This window comes from Acinetobacter sp. FDAARGOS_515 (assembly GCF_003938865.1).
Lineage (GTDB): Bacteria > Pseudomonadota > Gammaproteobacteria > Pseudomonadales > Moraxellaceae > Acinetobacter > Acinetobacter ursingii.
Genome location: NZ_RKIX01000003.1, coordinates 56442 through 77108, shown reverse-complemented (window position 1 = coordinate 77108; position 20667 = coordinate 56442). Strand labels below are relative to the sequence as shown.

Here is a 20667-nt window from a genome sequence, read left to right as displayed (position 1 = left end):
TTGATGTGAAATTAAATCAACTAGCATTAGAAAACATACTGTTAAAATACGCCTCAACAACAGGAGTCAATTCATGCGTTTAATGCCTTTACCTCAGCGACAACTCAAGTGTGGTCAGCACCTACTCGATTTATCTCAACCTCAGGTGATGGGTATTTTAAATGTAACGCCTGACTCATTCAGTGATGGCGGGCAATATCATCAAAAACAGCAGGCTTATGAGCATGCCATGCAAATGATTGCAGATGGCGCTTCCATTATTGATATTGGTGGGGAGTCTACACGACCGGGGGCATCACCTGTGGAGGTTGAGGAAGAAATTCGACGAGTAGTGCCCGTTGTTGAACTATTGGCAAAGCAAGACGTGATTTTATCAATTGATAGCAGTCAACCTCATGTGATTAGGGCTGCTGTCGAGGCTGGCGCACATATCTGGAATGATGTTCGAGCATTAACTCGCCCTCAAGCGCTAGAGACTGCTGCTGAGCTGAACGTTCCCGTGATTGTCATGCATATGCGCGGTGAGCCAACGACCATGAATCAGTTGGCTCAATATGGCGATGTAACACGAGACGTCATCGATGAGTTGAAGATTCGGATTGATGAAGCATTGGCTGCGGGTGTGAAAGCAGAAAATATTATGATTGATCCGGGATTTGGATTTGCTAAAAATGCGCAACAAAATTTAAAGCTCTTGCAAGAGTTTTGGAAGTTGAATGAATTGGGTTATCCGATTTTATCGGCATTATCACGTAAACGTTTTATCGGCGAGGCATTGGGCGGTGCTGATGCGCAACAACGTGCGGTGGGTAGTGTGGCAGCGCATTTGTTGAGTATCCAGCAGGGGGCTTCACTGGTGCGCGCACACGATGTTAAGGCAACTGTGGATGCAATTCGAATTTGGCAGGCAATGAATCAAGCTTAAAAGCGTCAATCTTATTTTGCCTAAAGATCCTTCAATTGCTGAATTGTTTGAGAAGATGAAGTTTTGGGTATGTGAAGATAAGGCTGAAAGTGAAGCGCATGTTAATTTATAAATTGGTTGTTATCGATGAGTAAAGTGATCATGCAGCTTCATCCATTCATTTTTGTGGTGTTTATTGCTTCTATCCTTTTAGACATCCTTTTTTTATTTGTTGCAATTTTTACTGCAAATACCTTATTTGCCTTTATGGCGATCTTATTGTTGCTTGCAGGTTGGTTGATTTTTGAAGAACATCGACTAAATTTTGAACTCTGGGATTAGTGACTAGTCGAATTTAATTTGAAGGTATGTTATAAGCATCACCGAATTTTTAATGTTGTTAAGCCTTTATCCATGTTAAATGATCTACTTCTCCCTATGTTTGATGATGGTTATTATCCTCAAATCTTGGTGGCTGAAATAAAGCAAGACCTAATTGATTTTTCAAGAAAAATTCAAGCTAATCCTAAAACTGAATCTGAAATTTATCAATTAGCAGATTCAACTTTACTGAAAATCAATGAAATGAAAGCTGATTTTGAAGATTTGGATTCAAGCCTTGATGATACTGCCACGGATTATATCGCTGAAGCTATGATGATGGTGGTGCAGGATGCGGGATACCTTGAGATTGATTTAGAGGAATTGGTCGCGAGTAGAGAGTGGTAATTTCTCTTGTAAGTCTGAGGTTATTTCTGTTGGCTTGTGTGGGAATCGGCTAAGAATAAATCTAGCAACATTTGGTTTATGTCGCAACTTTGATTCGGATGTACATCTGTAATGTCTTCAACGTTTAATTTTAATTGTGAATGATTATATTTAGCGGTTGCTAAAAGACGTAGCCAAAATTGAGAATAATTTTGCTTGAACTTTTCTAGTTATTTTATTACTTCAACTTTTTTACTTTGAATAAGATATTCATTTGCCGCCACTGCGCGATTTTTTAAATAGAGCTTCTGTTTTTTTTTATTTTTACTGGTTCGAAAAATATCTTGAGCATGACGGGGCGTCATGTTTAATGCTGATACTAAATATAATAGGTAACAGTTCAGTTTTTTTCATCAGATTATTATCTTACTAGATATAAAAAAACCAGCATTATGCTGGAAATTTTATTTTACACCATTTCAACAGTTTAAAATGGTGCCCGGGGCCGGACTCGAACCGGCACGCTTTGTGGGCGGGGGATTTTAAATCCCCTGTGTCTACCTATTTCACCACCCGGGCATGTCGGCAATGATAGATGAACTGCCCAATATTGGCAAGAATATCTGAAATTATTTGTAGTTTTTTCAATCAACTACTCGTTTTTAAATGTGCTTGCGTCAATGCTGCGAATTAATCTGGCAATATTTTCGCAGCATCGACTTAGATTTTTGGGGCCATTTTGCAGTGCTGTTTTGAGATCACTGCTTTGATCAAGTATTCCGAATATTGCAGTAATGCCTTCCTCATACAGACTTTCGATTCCTTCACCCATATAGCCTGCACAAACAAAAACGGGTTTATCATATGTGTGCGCAAGACGTGCTACTCCGATGGGCGTTTTTCCAAATTTGGTTTGAAAATCAATTCCTCCTTCGCCTGTAAACACATAATCGGCCTGTTGTATGGTGTGTTGCATATCTAACAGATTAATCACTGTTTCTACGCCAGACTGGATTTTGGCTTGTGTAAACACCAAAAGCCCAGCAGCTAATCCACCCGCTGCACCAGAACCTGCAATATCTTGAACTGTTATATTGAGCTGCTTTTCAATTAAATTGGCAAAGTGAGTGAGGTTTGATTCAAGTTGTATAACTATTTCAGGACTTGCACCTTTCTGTGGGCCGAATACATGACTTGCACCATTTGGTCCTAATAGAGGGTTATTCACGTCGCTAGCAATGATAATTTCAACGTTATTCAGGCGTTGATCTATTTCAGAAATATCTATGAACTGAATGTCATTGAGATAACCACCACCTAACCTAACGGGTTGTTTCTCTTGGTCTAGAAATTTAACTCCTAAAGCAGTCGCCATTCCCATGCCTGCGTCATTGGTCACACTTCCACCTAAACCTATAATGATTTGAGAAACACCGTGATCCAGTGCTAAGCGAATCATTTCACCCGTTCCATAAGTTGAGGTAAGTAAAGGGTCACGCTGTTCGGAAGAGAGAAGGTGAATACCGTTGGCTTTTGCCATCTCAATGATTGCTGTTTTGCCTTGATTGATTAAGCCAAAATAAGTTGAGATTCGCTGTGAAGGTAAAGGCCCCATCACTTCAATATCAATTTTTTGTCCATGCTGAGCATTAATTATGGTATCGACTGTACCTTCACCACCGTCTGCCATAGGGTACAAAATAAAATAAGCATCAGGAAATACCTTTTGCAGCCCACTTTGCATCGCTTGACAAGCTTCAAGTGCAGTCATACTTTCTTTAAACGAATCTGGGGCGAGTACAAAAGTTTTAGGCATAGATGACGGCAGCTTTTCTGGAGTAAATTGTTAATTTAAAATCAAATGCTATTTAAGATAACATCGCTTTAAAACAATACGAAATATTTTAATTGGGTGATAATAATGAAAAAAAGAATGGAGCAGTGGACTTTGACGGATCGATTTGTATTCGCAGGATGTTATGGATTATTAGGTTTGGTTTTCGGGTTTCTGATTGCACTATCTATGGCGAAATACTTAGATACAGGCTTTAGTTCTTCAACGATTATTTTAGTCATCAGTTTGACGTGTACATTGATGGGGTTTTTTGCACCTGATACTGCGAGTCGGTGTTTGAATAGATTATGGCTTTGGTTTAAATATTGGTAAAAAGGATCATTTAGACATAAAAAAACCAGCTTATGCTGGATTCTTTATTGGCACCATTTTAACTGATTTAAAATGGTGCCCGGGGCCGGACTCGAACCGGCACGCTTTGTGGGCGGGGGATTTTAAATCCCCTGTGTCTACCTATTTCACCACCCGGGCTTTTTACCAAATTTGGAGGCGGAGGTCGGAATCGAACCGGCGTACACGGAGTTGCAGTCCGCTGCATGACCACTCTGCCACCCCGCCATCATTTGGTGATGCACATATTAGCAAGCTTCAGAAAAAAAACAATAGTGATTTCAGCGAATATGCACAGAAAAACAACATCTAAAATAAAATTGACTCAATTATCATGTATCATTTGCAAAATCGAATTCATATCTACTTTGGAGATGTGCTGTGGCATTGGTTCTTGATGGTCGTGCATTGGCAAAACAAATTGAAGCTGACTTGCTTACACGTGTAGAAGCGTTAAAAGCAAAATCAGGTCGTACCCCAATTTTGGCTACCATTTTGGTCGGAGATGATGGTGCATCTGCAACCTATGTACGTATGAAAGGTAATGCCTGTAAACGTGTAGGCATGGATTCAGTTAAAATTGAATTGCCACAGGAAACCACCACTGAGCAACTTCTGGCTGAAATCGAAAAATTAAATGCCAATCCAGATGTACACGGGATTTTGTTACAACATCCAGTACCTGCTCAAATTGATGAGCGTGCCTGTTTTGATGCGATTTCTTTGAATAAAGATGTCGATGGCGTGACTTGTTTGGGTTATGGTCGTATGGCCATGGGCGAAGCGGCTTATGGTTCAGCTACACCTGCTGGGATCATGACGATTTTAAAAGAAAACAACATTGAAATTGCGGGTAAACATGCGGTTGTGGTTGGGCGCTCTGCGATTTTAGGCAAGCCAATGGCGGCGATGTTACTTGAAGCGAATGCGACTGTGACGATTTGCCATTCACGTACACAGAATTTAGCTGAATTCGTAAAACAAGCAGATATTATTGTGGGTGCTGTGGGTAAAGCAGAACTCATCCAAAAAGACTGGATTAAACAAGATGCAGTCGTGGTCGATGCGGGTTTTCATCCGCGTGATGGCGGCGGTGTAGGTGATATCCAATTACAAGGAATTGAAGATATTGCATCGGCTTATACGCCTGTACCAGGTGGTGTTGGGCCAATGACGATTACGACTTTGATTCGTCAAACTGTTGAAGCGGCTGAAAAAGCTTTAGTTTAATATGAACTCTACATTTCAGTGTTCAAAAGTGCCTCAGCATTTGCTTGAGGCGCTTCATCACGTGATTCCTCAGTGTGAATTATCACCACAGCAATTACCAGAAACGCCAATTTCACTTTGGTTAATTCCACCTGTCTTTCCATCCGATCGTTTGGATGATGAAGTGATTCGACGGATTTGGAATGACACACCTTACTGGATTTTTTGTTGGGCTTCTGGATTGGCGATGGCGCAGTGGTTGCTGGCAGAGCCACAGCATGTCAAAGATAAAGTGGTTTTAGACTTTGGTGCAGGTTCTGGTGTTGTCGCTATTGCAGCGAAAATGGCAGGGGCTAAGCGAGTCATTTGTTGTGATATCGACCAAGTAAGTTTGGCTGCCTGTCGTGAGAATGCATTGCTTAATGATGTTGAGCTTGAATATCTGGATGATTTATACAAGGCAGAACAAGTGGATGTGTTACTTGCTGCCGATGTGCTATATGATCAATCTAATCGTTTCTTTTTAGATGAATTTTTAAAATTTGCCCCAGAAGTGTGGGTGGCAGACAGCCGGGTCAAAAATTTTAGTCATCCTCAATATATGAAGATTGATGAACGTAGTGCCACAACATGGCCTGATCTGGATGAAGCAAAAGAGTTTCGCAACGTGAGTTTTTATAAAACGCTGTAAGATTACAGCGTTTTTTTTATTTGGAGGCGATTAAGTAAAGCTTATGAGCAGGTATAGCGTACAACTTTAAGTGTGCTGGGTTTAGTGTCTAACGCTTGACGTGTCGCATAGCCTTCACTGTTGTTGAGACTAGGAGAGTCCATTAATCCCACAGACATACGTGAGTTGCCGACTTGTAATCCATCCTGACTTGATTGATTTGCCGCAGGATTGGCGATTTCATTAATACTTAAAATAGATAATTTATAAGTTTGTGTGGTGCCTAAAACTTGTTGGCAGGCGCGTTGTAATTTTCGTTCATCAAGTTGTTGGTTAGAGCGTCCAGCAAGTGTATAAGCCAGTGTTGCAGAAGATGCCGTTTTATTTTCAACCTGATAGCCTGTGTTGCCGTTGTATTGACGTGGGGTACTCTGACACGCAGTTAATACAATGACACTCCCTGTAATTAAAAATAATAAGCTTTTTTTCATGAGGTTGTTCCTTCTAATCGTATTTAAGTCAGTAGTTGAAAATATGCAGATGTATTTTTTATATTTTAAGCATTTACGGACCTAAACAAACCATAAAATTGTATTAACTTTAAAACCATTCAGCTTGGCAAATAAAATACGTACCGTATATGGCGGGTAAAGCTTTCACTTTGTGTTTAAATTTGCTAATTTCAAATGATCTTGATTAAAGATTGATAATAATAAAAAGGGGGAATCACACATGTTATCTCATTTTAATGATCTTCCTCTTTATGATATTGCGGTGATCGGTGGTGGTATTAATGGGGTAGGGATCGCCAATGATGCTGCTGGACGGGGACTCTCCGTTTTTCTTTGTGAAAAAGATGACTTTGCGAGTCATACCTCATCTGCCAGTAGTAAATTGATTCATGGTGGTTTGCGCTATTTAGAGCATTTTGAATTTCGTCTGGTGCGTGAAGCACTTGCTGAACGCGAAGTTCTTATGGCGAAAGCTCCGCATATTATCCGTCCTTTACGTTTTGTCTTGCCACATCGTCCACATTTACGATCAGCATGGTTGATCCGTTCTGGCTTATTTCTATATGATTATTTGGGAAAACGAGAAAAATTACCTGCATCTAAGCGTTTGGTCTTGGATCAACGAAGTCCTTTAAAACAGGATATTGTATTGGGCTTTGAATATTCAGATTGTGCAGTAGATGATGCGCGCTTAGTGATTTTAAATGCGATGCAAGCTAGAGAAAAAGGGGCAGAACTGGTAACTCGAACTGAGTGTGTTGCCGCAGAAGTAATTGATGGTACATGGTTATTAACTTTGAAGCAGCAACAAACACAGTATCAAATTCGTGCAAAAGCCTTGGTCAATGCAGCGGGGCCGTGGGTTGAACGTTTTCTAAAAGATACGCTTAAACTGGATTCTCCTTATAAAATTCGCCACATTCAGGGTAGTCATTTGATTATTCCCAAACTTTATGAGGGAGACTATGCCTATATTTTACAAAATGAAGATCGACGTATCGTATTTACCATTCCTTATTTAGATGAATATACATTGATCGGAACGACGGATCGGATTTATCAGGGAGACTTGCAGCAGGTCGCAATCACACAGGATGAAATTGAATATTTATTGACAGTGGTAAACTGGCACTTTGAACGCACGATTACTCAAGCAGATATTATCGAAACTTATTCTGGGGTTCGACCCTTATGTGATGATGAGTCAGATCAACCCTCAGCAGTGACCCGAGATTATACTTTGGCAATGACGATGCTGAATGAGACGGTGCCGTTGCTATCGGTATTTGGGGGTAAGTTAACCACCTATCGAAAACTTGCTGAATCTGCACTGGATGAATTAACCCCTTTTTTCCCTGAGTTACAGACTGCGTGGACTGAATATGAGCCATTACCAGGAGGGGAGTATTTTAAAAGTTTAGATGGGTTAATACGAGGGATTCAGCTCAGAATTAAACATATTCCAATCGAAATTGCGACACGTTGGGCGAGTAGTTATGGCACTCGTGTCTGGCAGTTGCTCAGAGAAGTCTATACTTTGGAGGACTTTGGCATATATTTTGGGCACGGGCTCTATCAACTTGAAGTCGATTACTTGACCAAAGTGGAATGGGCACAATCAGTAGATGATATTCTATGGCGGCGTAGTAAACTGGGATTAAAATTTGGTAAAGCTGATATGACATTATTGGATGATTATCTTCAAAGCGTTCTAGGTCATCAGCACAGCAAGATTGCTTAATATCAATAAAAGCTACATAAAGTCAATTTATGCAGCTATAAAACAATTGATCGACGTTTAGATTTCCTTACCGCCTAAACTTTGACAATCTACATTCGGTGCATTCCATCTGACTGCTGTTCCTGTTGCTACAGGACGAACGATACGCCATGGCCAAAAGCCAAAACGTTGACTCGCATTATAATCCACAATCGCATTGGCATTCAGTTTTTGCGCAGCATTGCCTAATTTTGGATAGAGTTCTTCAACACTTCCATAGGTGCCTTTTGCAACTTTTACACGTTTAACGACCACATATTGCTGCGATGGAACACCACTAATAAGACATACCCCGAAATGATTCTTCGCTTTTTCATTTGCTGTTACCTCATTTGCATGGGTGATGTTGCAAAGAACAAGTAAAGACAAAGTACAAAGAACAAGTTTTTTCATTGTTTGTTTCTCTTTGGTTGTAAAAAAATAAAATTTATCAGTATATTAAAGATTATTTGCCGATATTTCTTAGCATATTGCACATAATAAAACAGGCCATTTAAATGGCCTGTTTTATGATGCGATTAACTGATTTAGTGGTTTTTAACCGCATTTAATAACGCTTCTTGGCGTTCTTTTAATGCTTGTGGTAAACGATCACCAAGTTTGGTAAACAATTCTGTGTGACTTTCGATTTCAGTAATCCACTGATCTTTGTCTTGTGCAGTGATCAGATCAAATTCTTCTTTAGAAAAATCTGTACCTGCCCAGTTAAGATCGTCATAAGTTGGAACATAACCAATTGGTGTTTCAACTGCATTGGCACGACCTTCAACACGGTCAATCATCCACTCAAGCACACGCATATTTTGACCAAAACCAGGCCATACAAAGTTACCTTCAGCATCACGACGGAACCAGTTGACGTTGAAGATTTTTGGTAATTTATTGCCCGCAGCTTCAGCTTTTTCACCGACTTGCTGACCCACTTCTAACCAGTGTTGGAAGTAATCTGCCATGTTGTAACCAGTAAACGGCAACATAGCAAATGGGTCACGACGTACTACGCCTTGTTGACCAACAGCCGCCGCAGTAGTTTCAGAACCCATGGTTGCTGCTTTATAAACACCATCAACCCAGTCAAATGCTTCTGATACTAAAGGAACCGTATCGGCACGACGACCACCGAAGATAAATGCAGAAATTGGAACACCTGCTGGATTTTCCCAGTCAGCATCAATAGAAGGACATTGGCCTGCTGAAACAGTAAAACGTGCATTTGGATGTGCTGCTTTTTCACCATTTACATGAGGTTGACCTTTCCAGTTGGTCAAGTTTGCTGGAACTTCTTTAGATAGACCTTCCCACCATACTTCACCGTTATCAGTCACAGCAACGTTAGTATAAATTACGTCTTTGTGTAGGGTTGCCATACAGTTCGGGTTGGTTTTGGTGTTTGTACCAGGCGCAACACCGAAGAAACCAGCTTCAGGGTTGATTGCATACAGACGACCATCTTCACCTGGTTTGATCCAAGCGATATCATCACCAACAGTTTCAATTTTCCAGCCTTCATAGCCTACTGGTGGAATCAACATTGCAAAGTTGGTTTTACCACAAGCAGATGGGAATGCTGCTGCGATGTAGTGCTTTTCACCTTGTGGGTTAGTGACACCTAAAATCAGCATGTGTTCAGCGAGCCAGCCTTGTTCGCGACCCATTGCAGAAGCGATACGAAGGGCTAAACATTTTTTACCGAGTAATGCGTTGCCGCCGTAACCTGAACCGTAAGACCAGATTTCACGCGTTTCTGGGTAGTGAACAATATATTTTTCAGGATTGCATGGCCATGCAACATCTTTTTCGCCTTCAGCAAGAGGCGCACCAACTGTGTGAACACAGGGTACAAATTCGCCATCGGTGCCAAGAACGTCATAAACCGCTTTGCCCATGCGAGCCATTTTACGCATGCTGACAGCAACGTATGGAGAATCAGTTAATTCGATACCAATCTGTGCAATGTGGCTGCCCAAAGGACCCATTGAGAATGGAACCACATACATGGTACGACCTTGCATTGCGCCATCAAACAAACCGTTGAGTTTTGCGCGCATCGCTGCTGGCGCTTCCCAGTTGTTTGTCGCACCCGCATCTTCCTGTTTTTCAGAACAGATGAACGTACGGTCTTCAACACGCGCAACGTCAGAAGGGTCAGAGTTTGCAAGATAAGAACCTGGATGTTTTTCTTGGTTGAGTGTTTGCATTGTGCCGTTGGCGACCATCAAGTCAATCAGACGTTGATATTCTTCTTCGCTACCGTCACACCACTCGATTTTTGCAGGTTTGGTTAATTTTGCAATTTCTTCAACCCATGCAATAAGCTTAGGATGACGAACGAATTCTGGTGCGTTCACTTGGGTCATGGTGAGGCCTATTTAAAAAACGTACTAAAGTACAAATCTAAATGCTGAGATACAGCAAGTAGATGAAGTAAAAAAAAGTGGCGCTATTAAAGCATAAAATGACAAAAAAAATAAGACTAAAGACTAAATTAGAGTAGTAGGTCGAAAAATAGTTTAACTCTATATAAATCATTAATTTAATATAATTATGAGGCATTAAATATATGTATTAAGATATGTAATATATGTTATTTTTTAATTAAATGTTTATAAAAAACAAAGTCTTGATTCTAAAATAAATTTGAGAACAATTATCGATTAAATAAATGATCATCATTTAAATTTTACATAAAGCGTATTTTATTTGTCTAATTCTTGGACAAAAATAGGATAAATCATCAGCTTAGAACGATAAATATGCCAACACTTCGACCTTTATCCCTTATTTATAATGAAAAATCTGGATTCCATGCATCCAATAAAGAAGGCGTATATGAGCAAATCATGACGATTTTTACGCAGCATGATTTTGAGATTCAGGTCTTTGAATTGAGTGTTGAGGATAATTTCGACGATTTTATGCAGCAAGTTCTTGTGCGTCATCATGGCGATGATCATGGTGTGGTGGTTGCAGCAGGTGGGGATGGGACATTAAATGCAGTGGCTTCTAAGCTCAAATACACAGATATTCCGATGGGGATTTTGCCTTTAGGCACGTTTAACTATGTGGCGCGCGTTTTAAATATCCCCCAAGATTTGCTTCAAGCGGCTGAGGTGATTGCAACGGGAACACCTAAAAATGTTCACTTGGGAACGATCAACGACAGAATTTATTTAAATAATGCCAGCTTGGGTCTCTATCCTTTATTTATTCAAAAACGAGAGCAATATAATCAACGTTTGGGTCGACATACTTTAAATGCATATACATCGGGGCTTGATGTCTTAATTCGTGATCATAAAGAATTAAAACTTTCATTAACTGTTGATGGGCAAGTTTATCCTGTTAAAACATCGCTGGTCTTTTTTGGCAATAATAAATTGCAATTACAAGAAATGAATCTAAATATTGCTGAATGTGCTGAAGAAGGTCATGTGGCAGGTATTGTGGTCGCCAAAAGCGATAAATTGAGTTTATTTCGCATGTTATTTCAATTGATCAAAGGGGATCTCGAACATGCCAAAGATGTCTATAGTTTTGCTGCTGATCAGGTAGTGGTTGATTCAAAAAGTAAAACTTTAACGGTTGCTGTAGATGGCGAAATCGAAGAGTTGAAGACGCCTTTGACACTTGCTGTGGCAAAAAATGCATTAAGTATCATGGTGCCTGTCGATGCTACTTCATCTGTCTGATTTGCATTTTGGTACGGAAAAGCCAGAATGTCTGATTGCAATCGAAAAATTTTGTCAGGAACATCAACCTGAACTGATTGTGGTGAGTGGGGACTTAACCCAACGTGCAAAATTTATTCAGTTTTACAATTGTCGGCAGTTTTTGGATTCTCTTAAAATTCCCTATATTGTGGTGCCAGGGAATCATGATATTTCTTTGTATAATTTATGGAATCGTTTTTTTTCTCCATTTGCACGTTATCAGTTCTTTTTTGGTGAATTAGAGCCAACTTTGCAAACTGAACATTTTTTTATTGTTGGAGTGAATAGTATTCGTCGGCGTTACCATACGCGGGGATATATTTCACTGGAGCAAATTCAGAGAACCAATGAAACCTTAAAACACGCGCCTGATGATAAGTTGAAACTGGTGGTATTACATCAACCTTTTTATACTTCTCCAGATGATCCACATGGAATAAAAGATTGTCCAGTACTAGGAAGAATGGCACTTGAGAATTGGAGTCGAAGTGGTCTATTTGGGGTATTGCATGGGCATTTACATAAAACTGCGGTCTATAACTTAACTCAAATCTATAATTTGAAAATTGATCATCCTGTTTATGATATTCATGCGGGCACAGCGACCTCTTATCGTTTACATAAAGGCTTGCCGAATAGTTTTAATACAATTTCAAATGATGGACTGATTCAGCACTTTTGGTTCGATGAAAGGACAAAATCCTTTGTTTTGCACAATTAATCTGAAGCTAAAAACAAGCAAAGTGTTTGAGTGTTTAAAAAAGACACAAAAAATAGCATTTTTTTTGATTTTTCCCCTTGAAGCGTTTTTTTCCATCCCCACAAAAGTGTCATCAAATTCATTTTGGTGCTTGCTAAAGCAATAATCATGGTAAGCATCATTTATCAAATCATAGACTTAGTCTGATGGAGTTATTTATGAGCAACATTCGTCCATTACATGACCGTGTAGTAATTCGTCGTGTTGAAGAAGAAACAAAAACGGCTGGCGGAATTTTATTGCCAGGTTCTGCTGCTGAAAAGCCTGCTCAAGGTGAAGTAATTGCAGTTGGTAATGGTCAAATCACCGACAACGGCGTTCGTGCACTAGACGTTAAAGTGGGTGATAAAGTGTTATTTGGTACTTATGCAGGTACTACTGTCAAAGTAAATGGTGATGAATTCTTAATTATGAAAGAATCTGACATTTTAGCTGTACTTGAAGGCTAAATTTTTACTTAACTCATTGATAAATCAGATCAAGCATATATAAAATTTGGAGTAAATAATGTCAGCTAAAGACGTTAAATTCGGTGATTCAGCGCGTTCAAAAATGATCGCAGGTGTCAATGTTCTTGCAGATGCAGTGAAAGTGACTTTAGGCCCTAAAGGTCGTAATGTCGTGATTGATCGTTCTTTTGGTGCACCGCATATCACTAAAGATGGTGTGACGGTTGCCAAAGAAATCACGCTAAAAGATAAGTTTGAAAACATGGGTGCGCAGCTTGTACGTGAAGTATCAAGCAAAACCAATGATATTGCAGGTGACGGTACGACAACTGCGACTGTACTGGCTCAGGCGATCTTAAACGAAGGGATCAAATCAGTGACTGCTGGTATGAACCCAATGGATCTTAAACGTGGTATCGATATCGCGGTGAAAGCAGTTGTAGAAAATATTCGTGCAACAGCGAAACCTGCTGATGACTTTAAAGCGATTGAGCAAGTCGGTTCAATTTCTGCAAACTCTGACGAAACTGTGGGTAAATTGATCGCTCAAGCAATGGAACGCGTGGGTAAAGAAGGCGTGATTACCGTTGAAGAAGGTTCAGGCTTTGAAGATGCGCTTGATGTTGTAGAAGGTATGCAGTTTGACCGCGGTTATATCTCACCATATTTCGCAAACAAGCAAGATACTTTAACTGCTGAACTTGAAAATCCGTTCATTCTTCTTGTTGATAAAAAAATCAGCAATATCCGTGAATTGATTACAGTTTTAGAAGCGGTTGCAAAAACTGGTAAGCCACTTCTTATTATTGCTGAAGATGTTGAAGGCGAAGCGCTTGCTACACTTGTTGTGAACAACATGCGCGGTATCATCAAAGTATGTGCAGTTAAAGCACCTGGTTTTGGTGATCGTCGTAAAGCAATGCTTCAAGACATCGCGATCTTGACTGGCGCAACAGTGATTTCAGAAGAAGTAGGCATGTCACTTGAACAAGCTTCTCTTCAAGATTTAGGTACAGCGCATAAAATCACAGTTTCTAAAGAAAATACAGTGATTGTCGATGGTGCTGGTGATGCCAATGCGATTGCTGAGCGTGTTCAACAGATCCGTGCTCAAATCGAAGAGTCAACCTCTGAATACGACAAAGAAAAACTTCAAGAGCGCGTTGCTAAATTAGCAGGCGGTGTTGCAGTCATCAAAATTGGTGCAGCAACTGAAGTTGAAATGAAAGAGAAGAAAGACCGTGTTGACGATGCGCTTCATGCAACGCGTGCTGCGGTTGAAGAAGGTGTGGTTGCTGGTGGTGGTGTTGCACTGGTACGTGCTGTAAATGCACTCGACGGTTTAAAAGGCGCCAATGATGACCAAACTGTGGGTATCAATATTTTACGCCGTGCAATTGAAGCACCACTTCGTCAAATCGTATCAAACGCGGGTGATGAACCTTCAGTCGTGATCAATGCTGTGAAAGCGGGCGAAGGTAACTATGGTTACAACGCTGCGACAGGTGTATATGGCGACATGCTTGAAATGGGTATTCTTGATCCAGCGAAAGTAACACGTTCTGCGCTTGAGCATGCAGCTTCTGTTGCAGGTTTAATGTTGACCACTGAAGCGATGATTACTGATATTCCAGAAGACAAACCAGCTATGCCAGATATGGGCGGCATGGGTGGTATGGGCGGTATGATGTAAACCGCGCACATGTTGTTTAAGTTATTGTAATTTAATAATATTTAAGCAGTATTTATTAAGCTTACTCATAATGTTACTCACATTCAAGTTTGTTACAAAAAAGGTCACAAATTTTATTTGTGACCTTTTTAATTTTATAGATCTACTAGATCTCTTAAAAACTAAAGTCATCATATTAGATAAGAATTTAACTATTGGATGAATGAAAATATTGAAAAAATACGCCTGAGAAAAATCAGGCGTTTTTGACTTAGAACAACAGCTATTTCATTCTGACGTAAGAGTGGAGTTTTCCTCATGAATAATACAGGAAAGGACATAGCTATTAAGCCAGTAATTTTTACGTCCATCTTTGATTGGTCTTGTCACGCGACCAGTTTTAATTCGATCATATAGCTCCTTTTCTGAAATATTCATGCGCAAAGCGAATTCGGCAGTAGATACTCGACGTTCGGTATTAGTTAGGTCTATAGATACAGCCATTAAATATCTCCTTCAATAAAGTTTTAAGAGAAAACCTCTTAAAATAAAGGCTATCAAAATATAAAAAAAAAAGATGAGATATATGGAAAAAAACCAAAAAAAGATGAGATATATGCAGAAAATAAAAAAGATGAGATATGTTTAAAAAAATAAAAAAAAGACTTATTTTTTTATTATATCAGTAAATAATCTTTTGTTAGTTGTCAGTAATAACAACGTTGACTACTCAGCTCATTTAAAATAAATGAGATAAACGTATACTGCATTTTCTTTTAATCTATATTTTTATTTAAAAGGATTTTTAGGATCAGATAAAATCGCGTTTTTCTTATCGTTAAATTTTCTACCTTGTTCTGAAAATTTAAATTCATTTATTTCATATTCTGAAAATACTTTTCTGCTAAAATAATTTTTAGTCTGATAAAGCTCTATCATCTTAAGTGTAATATCAAGATAATTCATTTCAACATCTTTAGATTTTAAAAATGATATAAGCACACTGCCAAGAAAAAACTTCTCATGATTCTCTTTCTTCCTATTTTTTATCTTCTGATCTCTTTGCTTATACGAATTATTCAAAGATTTTTTAATTTCATGGTGTGCTTTTTGTTTAATTTCATCGGGAATTTTTTTATTATAATTTTTTAGCATCCTTAATGCTATTTTTAATCTTTCATCAGTCTGAGAGGAAAGGTCTTCATATCCACTAAAATCAACAATGTCCTTTTCAATATCAGAGCGATCACTTTTTTTGATTGAGCAGATAGAGTCAATTAACTTTTCAAGTTTTTGTAATTCTAAAACTTTGTGATATTTATTTTTTAATTTTATTATATCTTCTTCGGTAAATTGATTTACAGGTTTAGATTGAATTAATTGAAGTACCAACTCATCTGAATGAGTACGTCTTGCTATCTGTTTTAAATTTTTTTCAACTCTTAAAGTAATTTCATCTACTGTTAATCTAGCTCTAGCCATTTTTAAACCATCTGCACTTAAGAAAATGTTGGTATATCACAGAGTCTAAAAAAAAATCGTCATAAGTTGAGGTTTTCAAAAAATACTACTCTTCTGTTAATTTGAGCTGTTAATTTATGGCTGTTAATAGTGGGACAGATAAAAAATCTTTTTTGCGAATGCAAAAAAGATTTTTTATATCTCGTATCCGTGTCTTTTAAATTTCGCTTCGCTTTCATTTAAAAGACACTTCTTCTCGTGCTGCGCAGCCCTGTTAATTTTTAAGTCTATGATTTTTAATGGTTATAGGGTGTTACTCTTATTTTTAATTGGTGTTACTCATATTTTTATTAAGTGTTACTCTTATTTAGTTAAGCTGTTACACGTTTTTTATGAATAGCCTATATATCTGTTTTTATTGATAAAAATTGATATTTTTTAACTTTTTCAGCCTGTTACTCTTATTTTTAGGTTTTGTTACTCATGCAGTTTTATTGAATGTGTATTTTTTGATCTAAATTTAAGTTTTTTTCATTTTTCTTCACGAAACGAATCATGAAATTTTAAAATTTTGTAGGATCCGATATTCCAGTTAAATTAATATCGGAAGTAAAAATGTATTATTTTCATTTAAGTCATAACGTTAAAGGTAATAGTCAAATAAAATTGAGTGACGGTCATTCAAAGTATCGACTATCAAAAAGTGCCTATCACTATATTACTCGCACCTTATATTTTTCTAAGCATAAAAGTGAGATTGAAGAGCTTGAATATTGTGCTTCATATCATATGCCAGCTTGGGTCGATAATCATCCCGATCAGTTTTGGTATGCGGCAGATCAATATACAAGTGTGACCCGACGAACGTCATCACATATTACAATCGCTTTGCCAAAAGAATTGGATAAAAATCGCCGTATTGAATTGTCTGAAATGTTAATGCATGAATTTTGTGGTCAATATAAAATGCCATGTACAATTGCAATTCATAATCATGTAGCTGCGCTAGATGGACAGTCAGAACAACCACATTTACATTTATTATTTTCTGAAAAAAGTATGCTGGATAATATACAACGTTTACCTGAGCAGTTCTTTAAACAATATCGTCAAAAAAATCCTGAAAAAGGTGGTGCATTAAAAATTACTGCGGATGTGCTCGGATTTCGTCGTAATATATTATTTCACTATCGAACAAAAACTGAAGAAATAATAAATGAATTTTTAGAAAAATATGCGCCAACCAAGATTGTAGAAATCTATGGTATTCAATTAGAAGTGAGTAGTGCGGTGTCATGTTTATCTAATGAAGATTATAATAAAAAATATGGAACTAAATTAATGGATGTTACTCAAGTTCCTAGGGAATTATTGTATAGCACTAACCCTGAAGATCAAGATGAGGTGGCAAATTATAGAAAGGAGATTCGGGAAATTCGTCAACATAACCTGTGTGAACTCTATAAAAAAGAGTATGAGTTAGAATTATCTAAAAAACGTGAACAGGAAAAGGAAAATACACATCATCTTGATCAATCGAAAAATCTAGATTTTGAGTTTTAATATATAGATGAAAAACCCAAAGTTTGTTATCTCTGATGAGCCAGTTCAATGGATTTAATCAGTCTTTGTTCAACCTTTGATTTAATCAAATGATCCATCTATGGACTTTAATAGATGAATCATTTGAAATTGGTCTTAGTACGATTTGACCTACTTCTTTAAATAATTTTCCATTTGCAATTGCTCAACCGTGTGCCATTGGTAACGCTCTTGTCCCGCAAATGTCTGTTTGATATATACAATATGTTGAAGAATTCGCTTTTGATATTTTAATAGTTGTTGAATACGTTGATCATCATAAGCAATATCTACACGTTGCTGTCGCAGTGCCTGATAAAAATGGCGGTAATTCATTGCCATATTTTTTAATATTTCCTTTGATGCAGGAGGGTGGAGTGGTTGGCTTAATCCCTTTACTGAATAAGATTCAGGCGTTACAAAGTTGGGGCGTAGACGGGATTCTTTTGCCACTTTTAATGAGGGTTCAACTGTATTTGATTTAACCTTGATATTTTGAAATGCCTGTTGAATTGACTTTATTAATACAGAGGGTTGCGCGGCTTGAGCAGGCTTCGCCAAGGATGGTGTGATTACTACTGGATCAGAAGTTGTAACTACCTCGTTAGGTTGATTTCTTTGCTTGTCATTCGAGCTAATGAGTTGTTTTAACTTTTTATAGTTAATCGTATAAAAATTGGTTTGTAGCCATTTATTCTGTGCCAATTTTTCAATGATTAAAATTCCAGCCTGCTTTAACTTAGCTACGATTCTTTTAATCGTTGATATGCTATACACGCCAAGTGTGGTTTGCCATTGCTCATAGCTGTGAAACCAGTATTTTTTACCATTATAAGTTTTGCCCTCGTTATTTTCTAAACAGTAATGCAGTTTCTGTAGCAAATGAGCGGCAGCCACGCCAAACGCTTTTGCAAGCGTTGGCGAAGCGATCAAAGGATAGTCTCCTGAAATCAGGAGATTGTTCTTATTAGCTTTGGGCATAACCAGCTCCAAGCAGTACACGCTGTGCACGTTCAATCATCTTTTGACGTTGATGTGTGCGGAATGCCCAGAGAGAGGAGAGGTTATTATTTTGATTGAGCTTTGCAACTTCAAGAATTTGTTCATCATCCATCTCACGCATACACTGACGAATGATTTGATGTGCTTGTTCAAGCTCATTAAGTAAGGAATTTGCGGTATCAACTGCAATATAAAGATTGGCCAGCGTTTGACGCTGCGGATTTGAAATTGTTTCACCTAGTTCAACAGAGGTGGATCAGGAAATTTGAACAACACTTATAAGTGATATTTTGCTCCCCAAATGATGTTATAAACATCAATATATGGAGTATTTTATGGCACGTAGACCAAGAAGAAATCATTCAAATGATTTTAAAGCTAAGGTAGCACTTGCTGCGATTAAAGCAGAAAAAACACTTGCTGAATTGAGTGCTGAATTTGATGTTCATCAAAACCAAATTATCGACTGGAAAAATCAACTGATTTCAGCTTCCTCGCAAGCTTTCGATCAATCAAAAGCTCCAACAGAACCACCCATCGATCTAAAAAAACTACATGCAAAAATCGGTGAGCAGGCATTAGAAATTGATTTTTTAGAAGGTGTGTTGAAGAAACTGGGCCGCTTCAACCACAAAAGTTAATCGATGACTCACTTCAGATTTCAGTATCTAAGCAAGCTCAGCTGCTGAAAGTCTCCCGTGGTTGTTATTACTATCGCCCAAAACCTGTGAGTGCATCAGATCTGAAGCTAATGCGGTGTATGGATGAGTTACATATGCAATACCCTTTTGCAGGTAGCCGGATGATGCGTGATTTGTTGAATCGTCAAGGACATCATATAGGACGACGTCATACACGTACTTTAATGAAGAAAATGGGCATTAATGCGTTATATTGCAAACCAAATTTAAGCCAGGCTAATCAAGCTCACCGCAAATATCCATATCTGCTCAAAGGATTGGCTATTCAGCGCAGTAATCAAGTGTGGTCTACGGATATAACGTATATCCCTATGGCAAAAGGCTTTGTTTATTTATGTGCTGTGATTGATTGGCATAGCCGCAAGGTACTTGCGCATAGAGTATCGATTAGTATGGAGGTTACATTTTGCATAGAAACATTAAATGAAGCTATTGAAAAATATGGTCGACCTGAAATATTTAATACAGACCAAGGCAGTCAGTTTACCAGTGATGCATTTATTGATGTATTGAAATCAAATGGCATTCAAATCAGTATGGATGGTAAAGGTCGATGGGTTGATAATGTGATGGTTGAACGATTATGGCGGAGCGTTAAATATGAAGAGGTGTATCTCAAAGCCTACAGCAATGTTTTGGATGCGAAGAAGCAATTAAACGCATATTTTGAATTTTATAATTTGAAACGACCTCATTCGAGTCTGGACAAAATGACTCCAGATGAGTTTTACTATGACCAGCTACCACAACAAAATAAGGTAGCTTAACTAGAGCAGAGTATCACTTATAAATAAGCTTTTAGTTGTTCAAACATGTGGGACCACCTCTCAACAATCAGTTGAGCAGTTAGTTTTTTAGCTGTGCAAGTGTTTGCACCATGAAGAATTGCGTTCATAGTCGTTTCCTTGTAGATAAGTTTTAATACTTACCTCCATTACTTCTCACGGTAATGGTGGCAGCAAAACAGGGGTGAGAATACCGTTCTACAAGGTACGGCCAGCCAAAAGCTGCCCTGTCAAGCTGCCATAACGACTGCTAAACAGTAGACAAAAAAATAGCCGCATAAGCGACATTAATTTGCGCTTGTAGAATATAACAGGTTCTCACGCCTGTACACAGATTTTGCTGTGTAAGATTAGCTTAACTGGGTATACCTTAACCTGTCAACGATTCAATTTGATGTTTTTACATATTTTAACATTAAATAATTTATTGATTAACCTGAAGATATTTTGGATTGCTGACGGCTAGGAAACTGTTTTCAGAAGTGTTTATGAACGATGGTCATTGTTCAATGTTTGTTGTTTTTCTTGCTTTGAGGACTCATCTGAATAGGTCTTATATGTGTTTAAGTCATAAAACT

21 protein-coding genes, 3 tRNA genes and 1 pseudogene are annotated in these 20667 nt (G+C 38.2%); 13 read left to right on the top strand and 12 right to left on the bottom strand.

Going from position 1 to position 20667, the window contains the following annotated elements; all coding sequences use genetic code 11:
• Window positions 1-73 precede the first annotated feature (73 nt).
• The 3 genes from folP to EGS47_RS01975 all read left to right on the top strand — a co-directional run bounded on the left by folP (window position 74) and on the right by EGS47_RS01975 (window position 1633).
• On the top strand, window positions 74-925 hold the full coding sequence (folP, locus tag EGS47_RS01985) for a dihydropteroate synthase (RefSeq protein WP_004990207.1): 852 nt from the start codon (window positions 74-76) through the stop codon (window positions 923-925).
• Window positions 926-1051: 126 nt separating this feature from the next.
• Window positions 1052-1246 (top strand): hypothetical protein, encoded by a 195-nt coding sequence (locus EGS47_RS01980; protein WP_010588745.1) that lies wholly within the window; start codon window positions 1052-1054, stop codon window positions 1244-1246.
• A gap of 72 nt (window positions 1247-1318) precedes the next feature.
• Window positions 1319-1633 carry a DUF5713 family protein gene (locus EGS47_RS01975; protein ID WP_004990204.1) on the top strand — a complete coding sequence of 105 codons (315 nt, stop codon included), beginning with the start codon at window positions 1319-1321 and terminating at the stop codon, window positions 1631-1633.
• Window positions 1634-2105: 472 nt separating this feature from the next.
• Here the strand turns inward: EGS47_RS01975 and EGS47_RS01970 are convergent.
• Both EGS47_RS01970 and EGS47_RS01965 read right to left on the bottom strand, forming a co-directional pair.
• Window positions 2106-2191, bottom strand: a tRNA-Leu gene (locus EGS47_RS01970).
• A gap of 73 nt (window positions 2192-2264) precedes the next feature.
• Complete coding sequence (locus EGS47_RS01965) at window positions 2265-3428, bottom strand: glycerate kinase (protein WP_004990202.1); 1164 nt, start codon at window positions 3426-3428, stop codon at window positions 2265-2267.
• A 105-nt stretch (window positions 3429-3533) separates the two neighbouring features.
• On the opposite strand from EGS47_RS01965, the gene EGS47_RS01960 reads away from it, so the two are divergent.
• Window positions 3534-3779 (top strand): hypothetical protein, encoded by a 246-nt coding sequence (locus tag EGS47_RS01960; protein WP_010588743.1) that lies wholly within the window; start codon window positions 3534-3536, stop codon window positions 3777-3779.
• A gap of 73 nt (window positions 3780-3852) precedes the next feature.
• On the opposite strand, the gene EGS47_RS01955 is transcribed toward EGS47_RS01960, so the two are convergent.
• Window positions 3853-3938 (bottom strand) — tRNA-Leu (locus EGS47_RS01955).
• Between the two features lie 13 nt (window positions 3939-3951).
• Window positions 3952-4025 (bottom strand) — tRNA-Cys (locus tag EGS47_RS01950).
• 153 nt (window positions 4026-4178) lie between these two features.
• Here EGS47_RS01950 and folD point away from each other — a divergent pair.
• Both folD and EGS47_RS01940 read left to right on the top strand, forming a co-directional pair.
• Window positions 4179-5027 (top strand): bifunctional methylenetetrahydrofolate dehydrogenase/methenyltetrahydrofolate cyclohydrolase FolD, encoded by an 849-nt coding sequence (folD, locus tag EGS47_RS01945; protein WP_004990201.1) that lies wholly within the window; start codon window positions 4179-4181, stop codon window positions 5025-5027.
• Window position 5028: 1 nt separating this feature from the next.
• Window positions 5029-5697, top strand: a complete 669-nt coding sequence (locus tag EGS47_RS01940) for a class I SAM-dependent methyltransferase (protein WP_125269135.1) — start codon at window positions 5029-5031, stop codon at window positions 5695-5697.
• A gap of 41 nt (window positions 5698-5738) precedes the next feature.
• Here EGS47_RS01940 and EGS47_RS01935 read toward each other — a convergent pair whose 3' ends face one another.
• On the bottom strand, window positions 5739-6167 hold the full coding sequence (locus EGS47_RS01935; protein WP_004990195.1) for a hypothetical protein: 429 nt from the start codon (window positions 6165-6167) through the stop codon (window positions 5739-5741).
• A gap of 241 nt (window positions 6168-6408) precedes the next feature.
• Between EGS47_RS01935 and glpD the strand changes: the two genes are divergently transcribed.
• Window positions 6409-7929 carry a glycerol-3-phosphate dehydrogenase gene (gene glpD, locus EGS47_RS01930; protein WP_125269134.1) on the top strand — a complete coding sequence of 507 codons (1521 nt, stop codon included), beginning with the start codon at window positions 6409-6411 and terminating at the stop codon, window positions 7927-7929.
• Between the two features lie 57 nt (window positions 7930-7986).
• Here the strand turns inward: glpD and EGS47_RS01925 are convergent, their stop codons facing one another.
• The gene (locus tag EGS47_RS01925) at window positions 7987-8361 is read right to left on the bottom strand and encodes a hypothetical protein (protein WP_004990189.1); all 375 of its coding nucleotides are present in this window, start codon (window positions 8359-8361) and stop codon (window positions 7987-7989) included.
• Between the two features lie 134 nt (window positions 8362-8495).
• Window positions 8496-10325 (bottom strand): phosphoenolpyruvate carboxykinase (GTP), encoded by a 1830-nt coding sequence (locus EGS47_RS01920; protein ID WP_125269133.1) that lies wholly within the window; start codon window positions 10323-10325, stop codon window positions 8496-8498.
• Between the two features lie 396 nt (window positions 10326-10721).
• Between EGS47_RS01920 and EGS47_RS01915 the strand changes: the two genes are divergently transcribed.
• On the top strand, window positions 10722-11657 hold the full coding sequence (locus EGS47_RS01915; protein WP_004990181.1) for a diacylglycerol/lipid kinase family protein: 936 nt from the start codon (window positions 10722-10724) through the stop codon (window positions 11655-11657).
• On the top strand, window positions 11638-12399 hold the full coding sequence (locus EGS47_RS01910; protein WP_004990178.1) for a metallophosphoesterase family protein: 762 nt from the start codon (window positions 11638-11640) through the stop codon (window positions 12397-12399). The genes EGS47_RS01915 and EGS47_RS01910 overlap by 20 nt, the downstream gene beginning before the upstream one ends.
• On the opposite strand, the gene EGS47_RS18335 is transcribed toward EGS47_RS01910, so the two are convergent.
• Window positions 12396-12548 carry a hypothetical protein gene (locus EGS47_RS18335; protein WP_154647390.1) on the bottom strand — a complete coding sequence of 51 codons (153 nt, stop codon included), beginning with the start codon at window positions 12546-12548 and terminating at the stop codon, window positions 12396-12398. The two genes, EGS47_RS01910 and EGS47_RS18335, sit on opposite strands and share 4 nt — an antisense overlap.
• A 48-nt stretch (window positions 12549-12596) precedes the next feature.
• Here EGS47_RS18335 and groES point away from each other — a divergent pair, with 48 nt between their 5' ends.
• Complete coding sequence (groES, locus tag EGS47_RS01905; RefSeq protein ID WP_004939735.1) at window positions 12597-12887, top strand: co-chaperone GroES; 291 nt, start codon at window positions 12597-12599, stop codon at window positions 12885-12887.
• Window positions 12888-12945: 58 nt separating this feature from the next.
• Window positions 12946-14580, top strand: coding sequence for a chaperonin GroEL (gene groL, locus EGS47_RS01900; protein ID WP_104794807.1), 1635 nt, complete (start codon window positions 12946-12948; stop codon window positions 14578-14580).
• Between the two features lie 267 nt (window positions 14581-14847).
• On the opposite strand, the gene EGS47_RS01895 is transcribed toward groL, so the two are convergent.
• Together EGS47_RS01895 and EGS47_RS01890 are read right to left on the bottom strand one after the other, a co-directional pair.
• A complete protein-coding gene (locus EGS47_RS01895; RefSeq protein ID WP_004828347.1) occupies window positions 14848-15063 on the bottom strand; it encodes a hypothetical protein in 216 nt (71 codons plus the stop codon).
• Window positions 15064-15348: 285 nt separating this feature from the next.
• The gene (locus EGS47_RS01890; protein ID WP_005003437.1) at window positions 15349-16041 is read right to left on the bottom strand and encodes a hypothetical protein; all 693 of its coding nucleotides are present in this window, start codon (window positions 16039-16041) and stop codon (window positions 15349-15351) included.
• Window positions 16042-16635: 594 nt separating this feature from the next.
• Here EGS47_RS01890 and EGS47_RS01885 point away from each other — a divergent pair.
• The gene (locus EGS47_RS01885; RefSeq protein ID WP_004885541.1) at window positions 16636-17583 is read left to right on the top strand and encodes a MobA/MobL family protein; all 948 of its coding nucleotides are present in this window, start codon (window positions 16636-16638) and stop codon (window positions 17581-17583) included.
• Between the two features lie 150 nt (window positions 17584-17733).
• Here the strand turns inward: EGS47_RS01885 and EGS47_RS01880 are convergent, their stop codons facing one another.
• Together EGS47_RS01880 and EGS47_RS01875 are read right to left on the bottom strand one after the other, a co-directional pair.
• Window positions 17734-18582, bottom strand: a complete 849-nt coding sequence (locus EGS47_RS01880) for a hypothetical protein (RefSeq protein ID WP_004885544.1) — start codon at window positions 18580-18582, stop codon at window positions 17734-17736.
• Window positions 18569-18850: pseudogene (locus tag EGS47_RS01875) on the bottom strand (hypothetical protein); the annotation flags it as partial. The pseudogene EGS47_RS01875 and the gene EGS47_RS01880, both read right to left, overlap by 14 nt.
• Before the next feature lie 88 nt (window positions 18851-18938).
• Here EGS47_RS01875 and EGS47_RS01870 point away from each other — a divergent pair.
• Window positions 18939-20071 (top strand): IS3 family transposase gene (locus EGS47_RS01870; RefSeq protein WP_223235881.1). Its coding sequence is split into 2 segments (ribosomal slippage): window positions 18939-19191 and window positions 19191-20071, totalling 1134 coding nucleotides; the frame shifts between segments, so codons are not numbered across the junction.
• The last annotated feature ends 596 nt before the right edge of the window (window positions 20072-20667 follow it).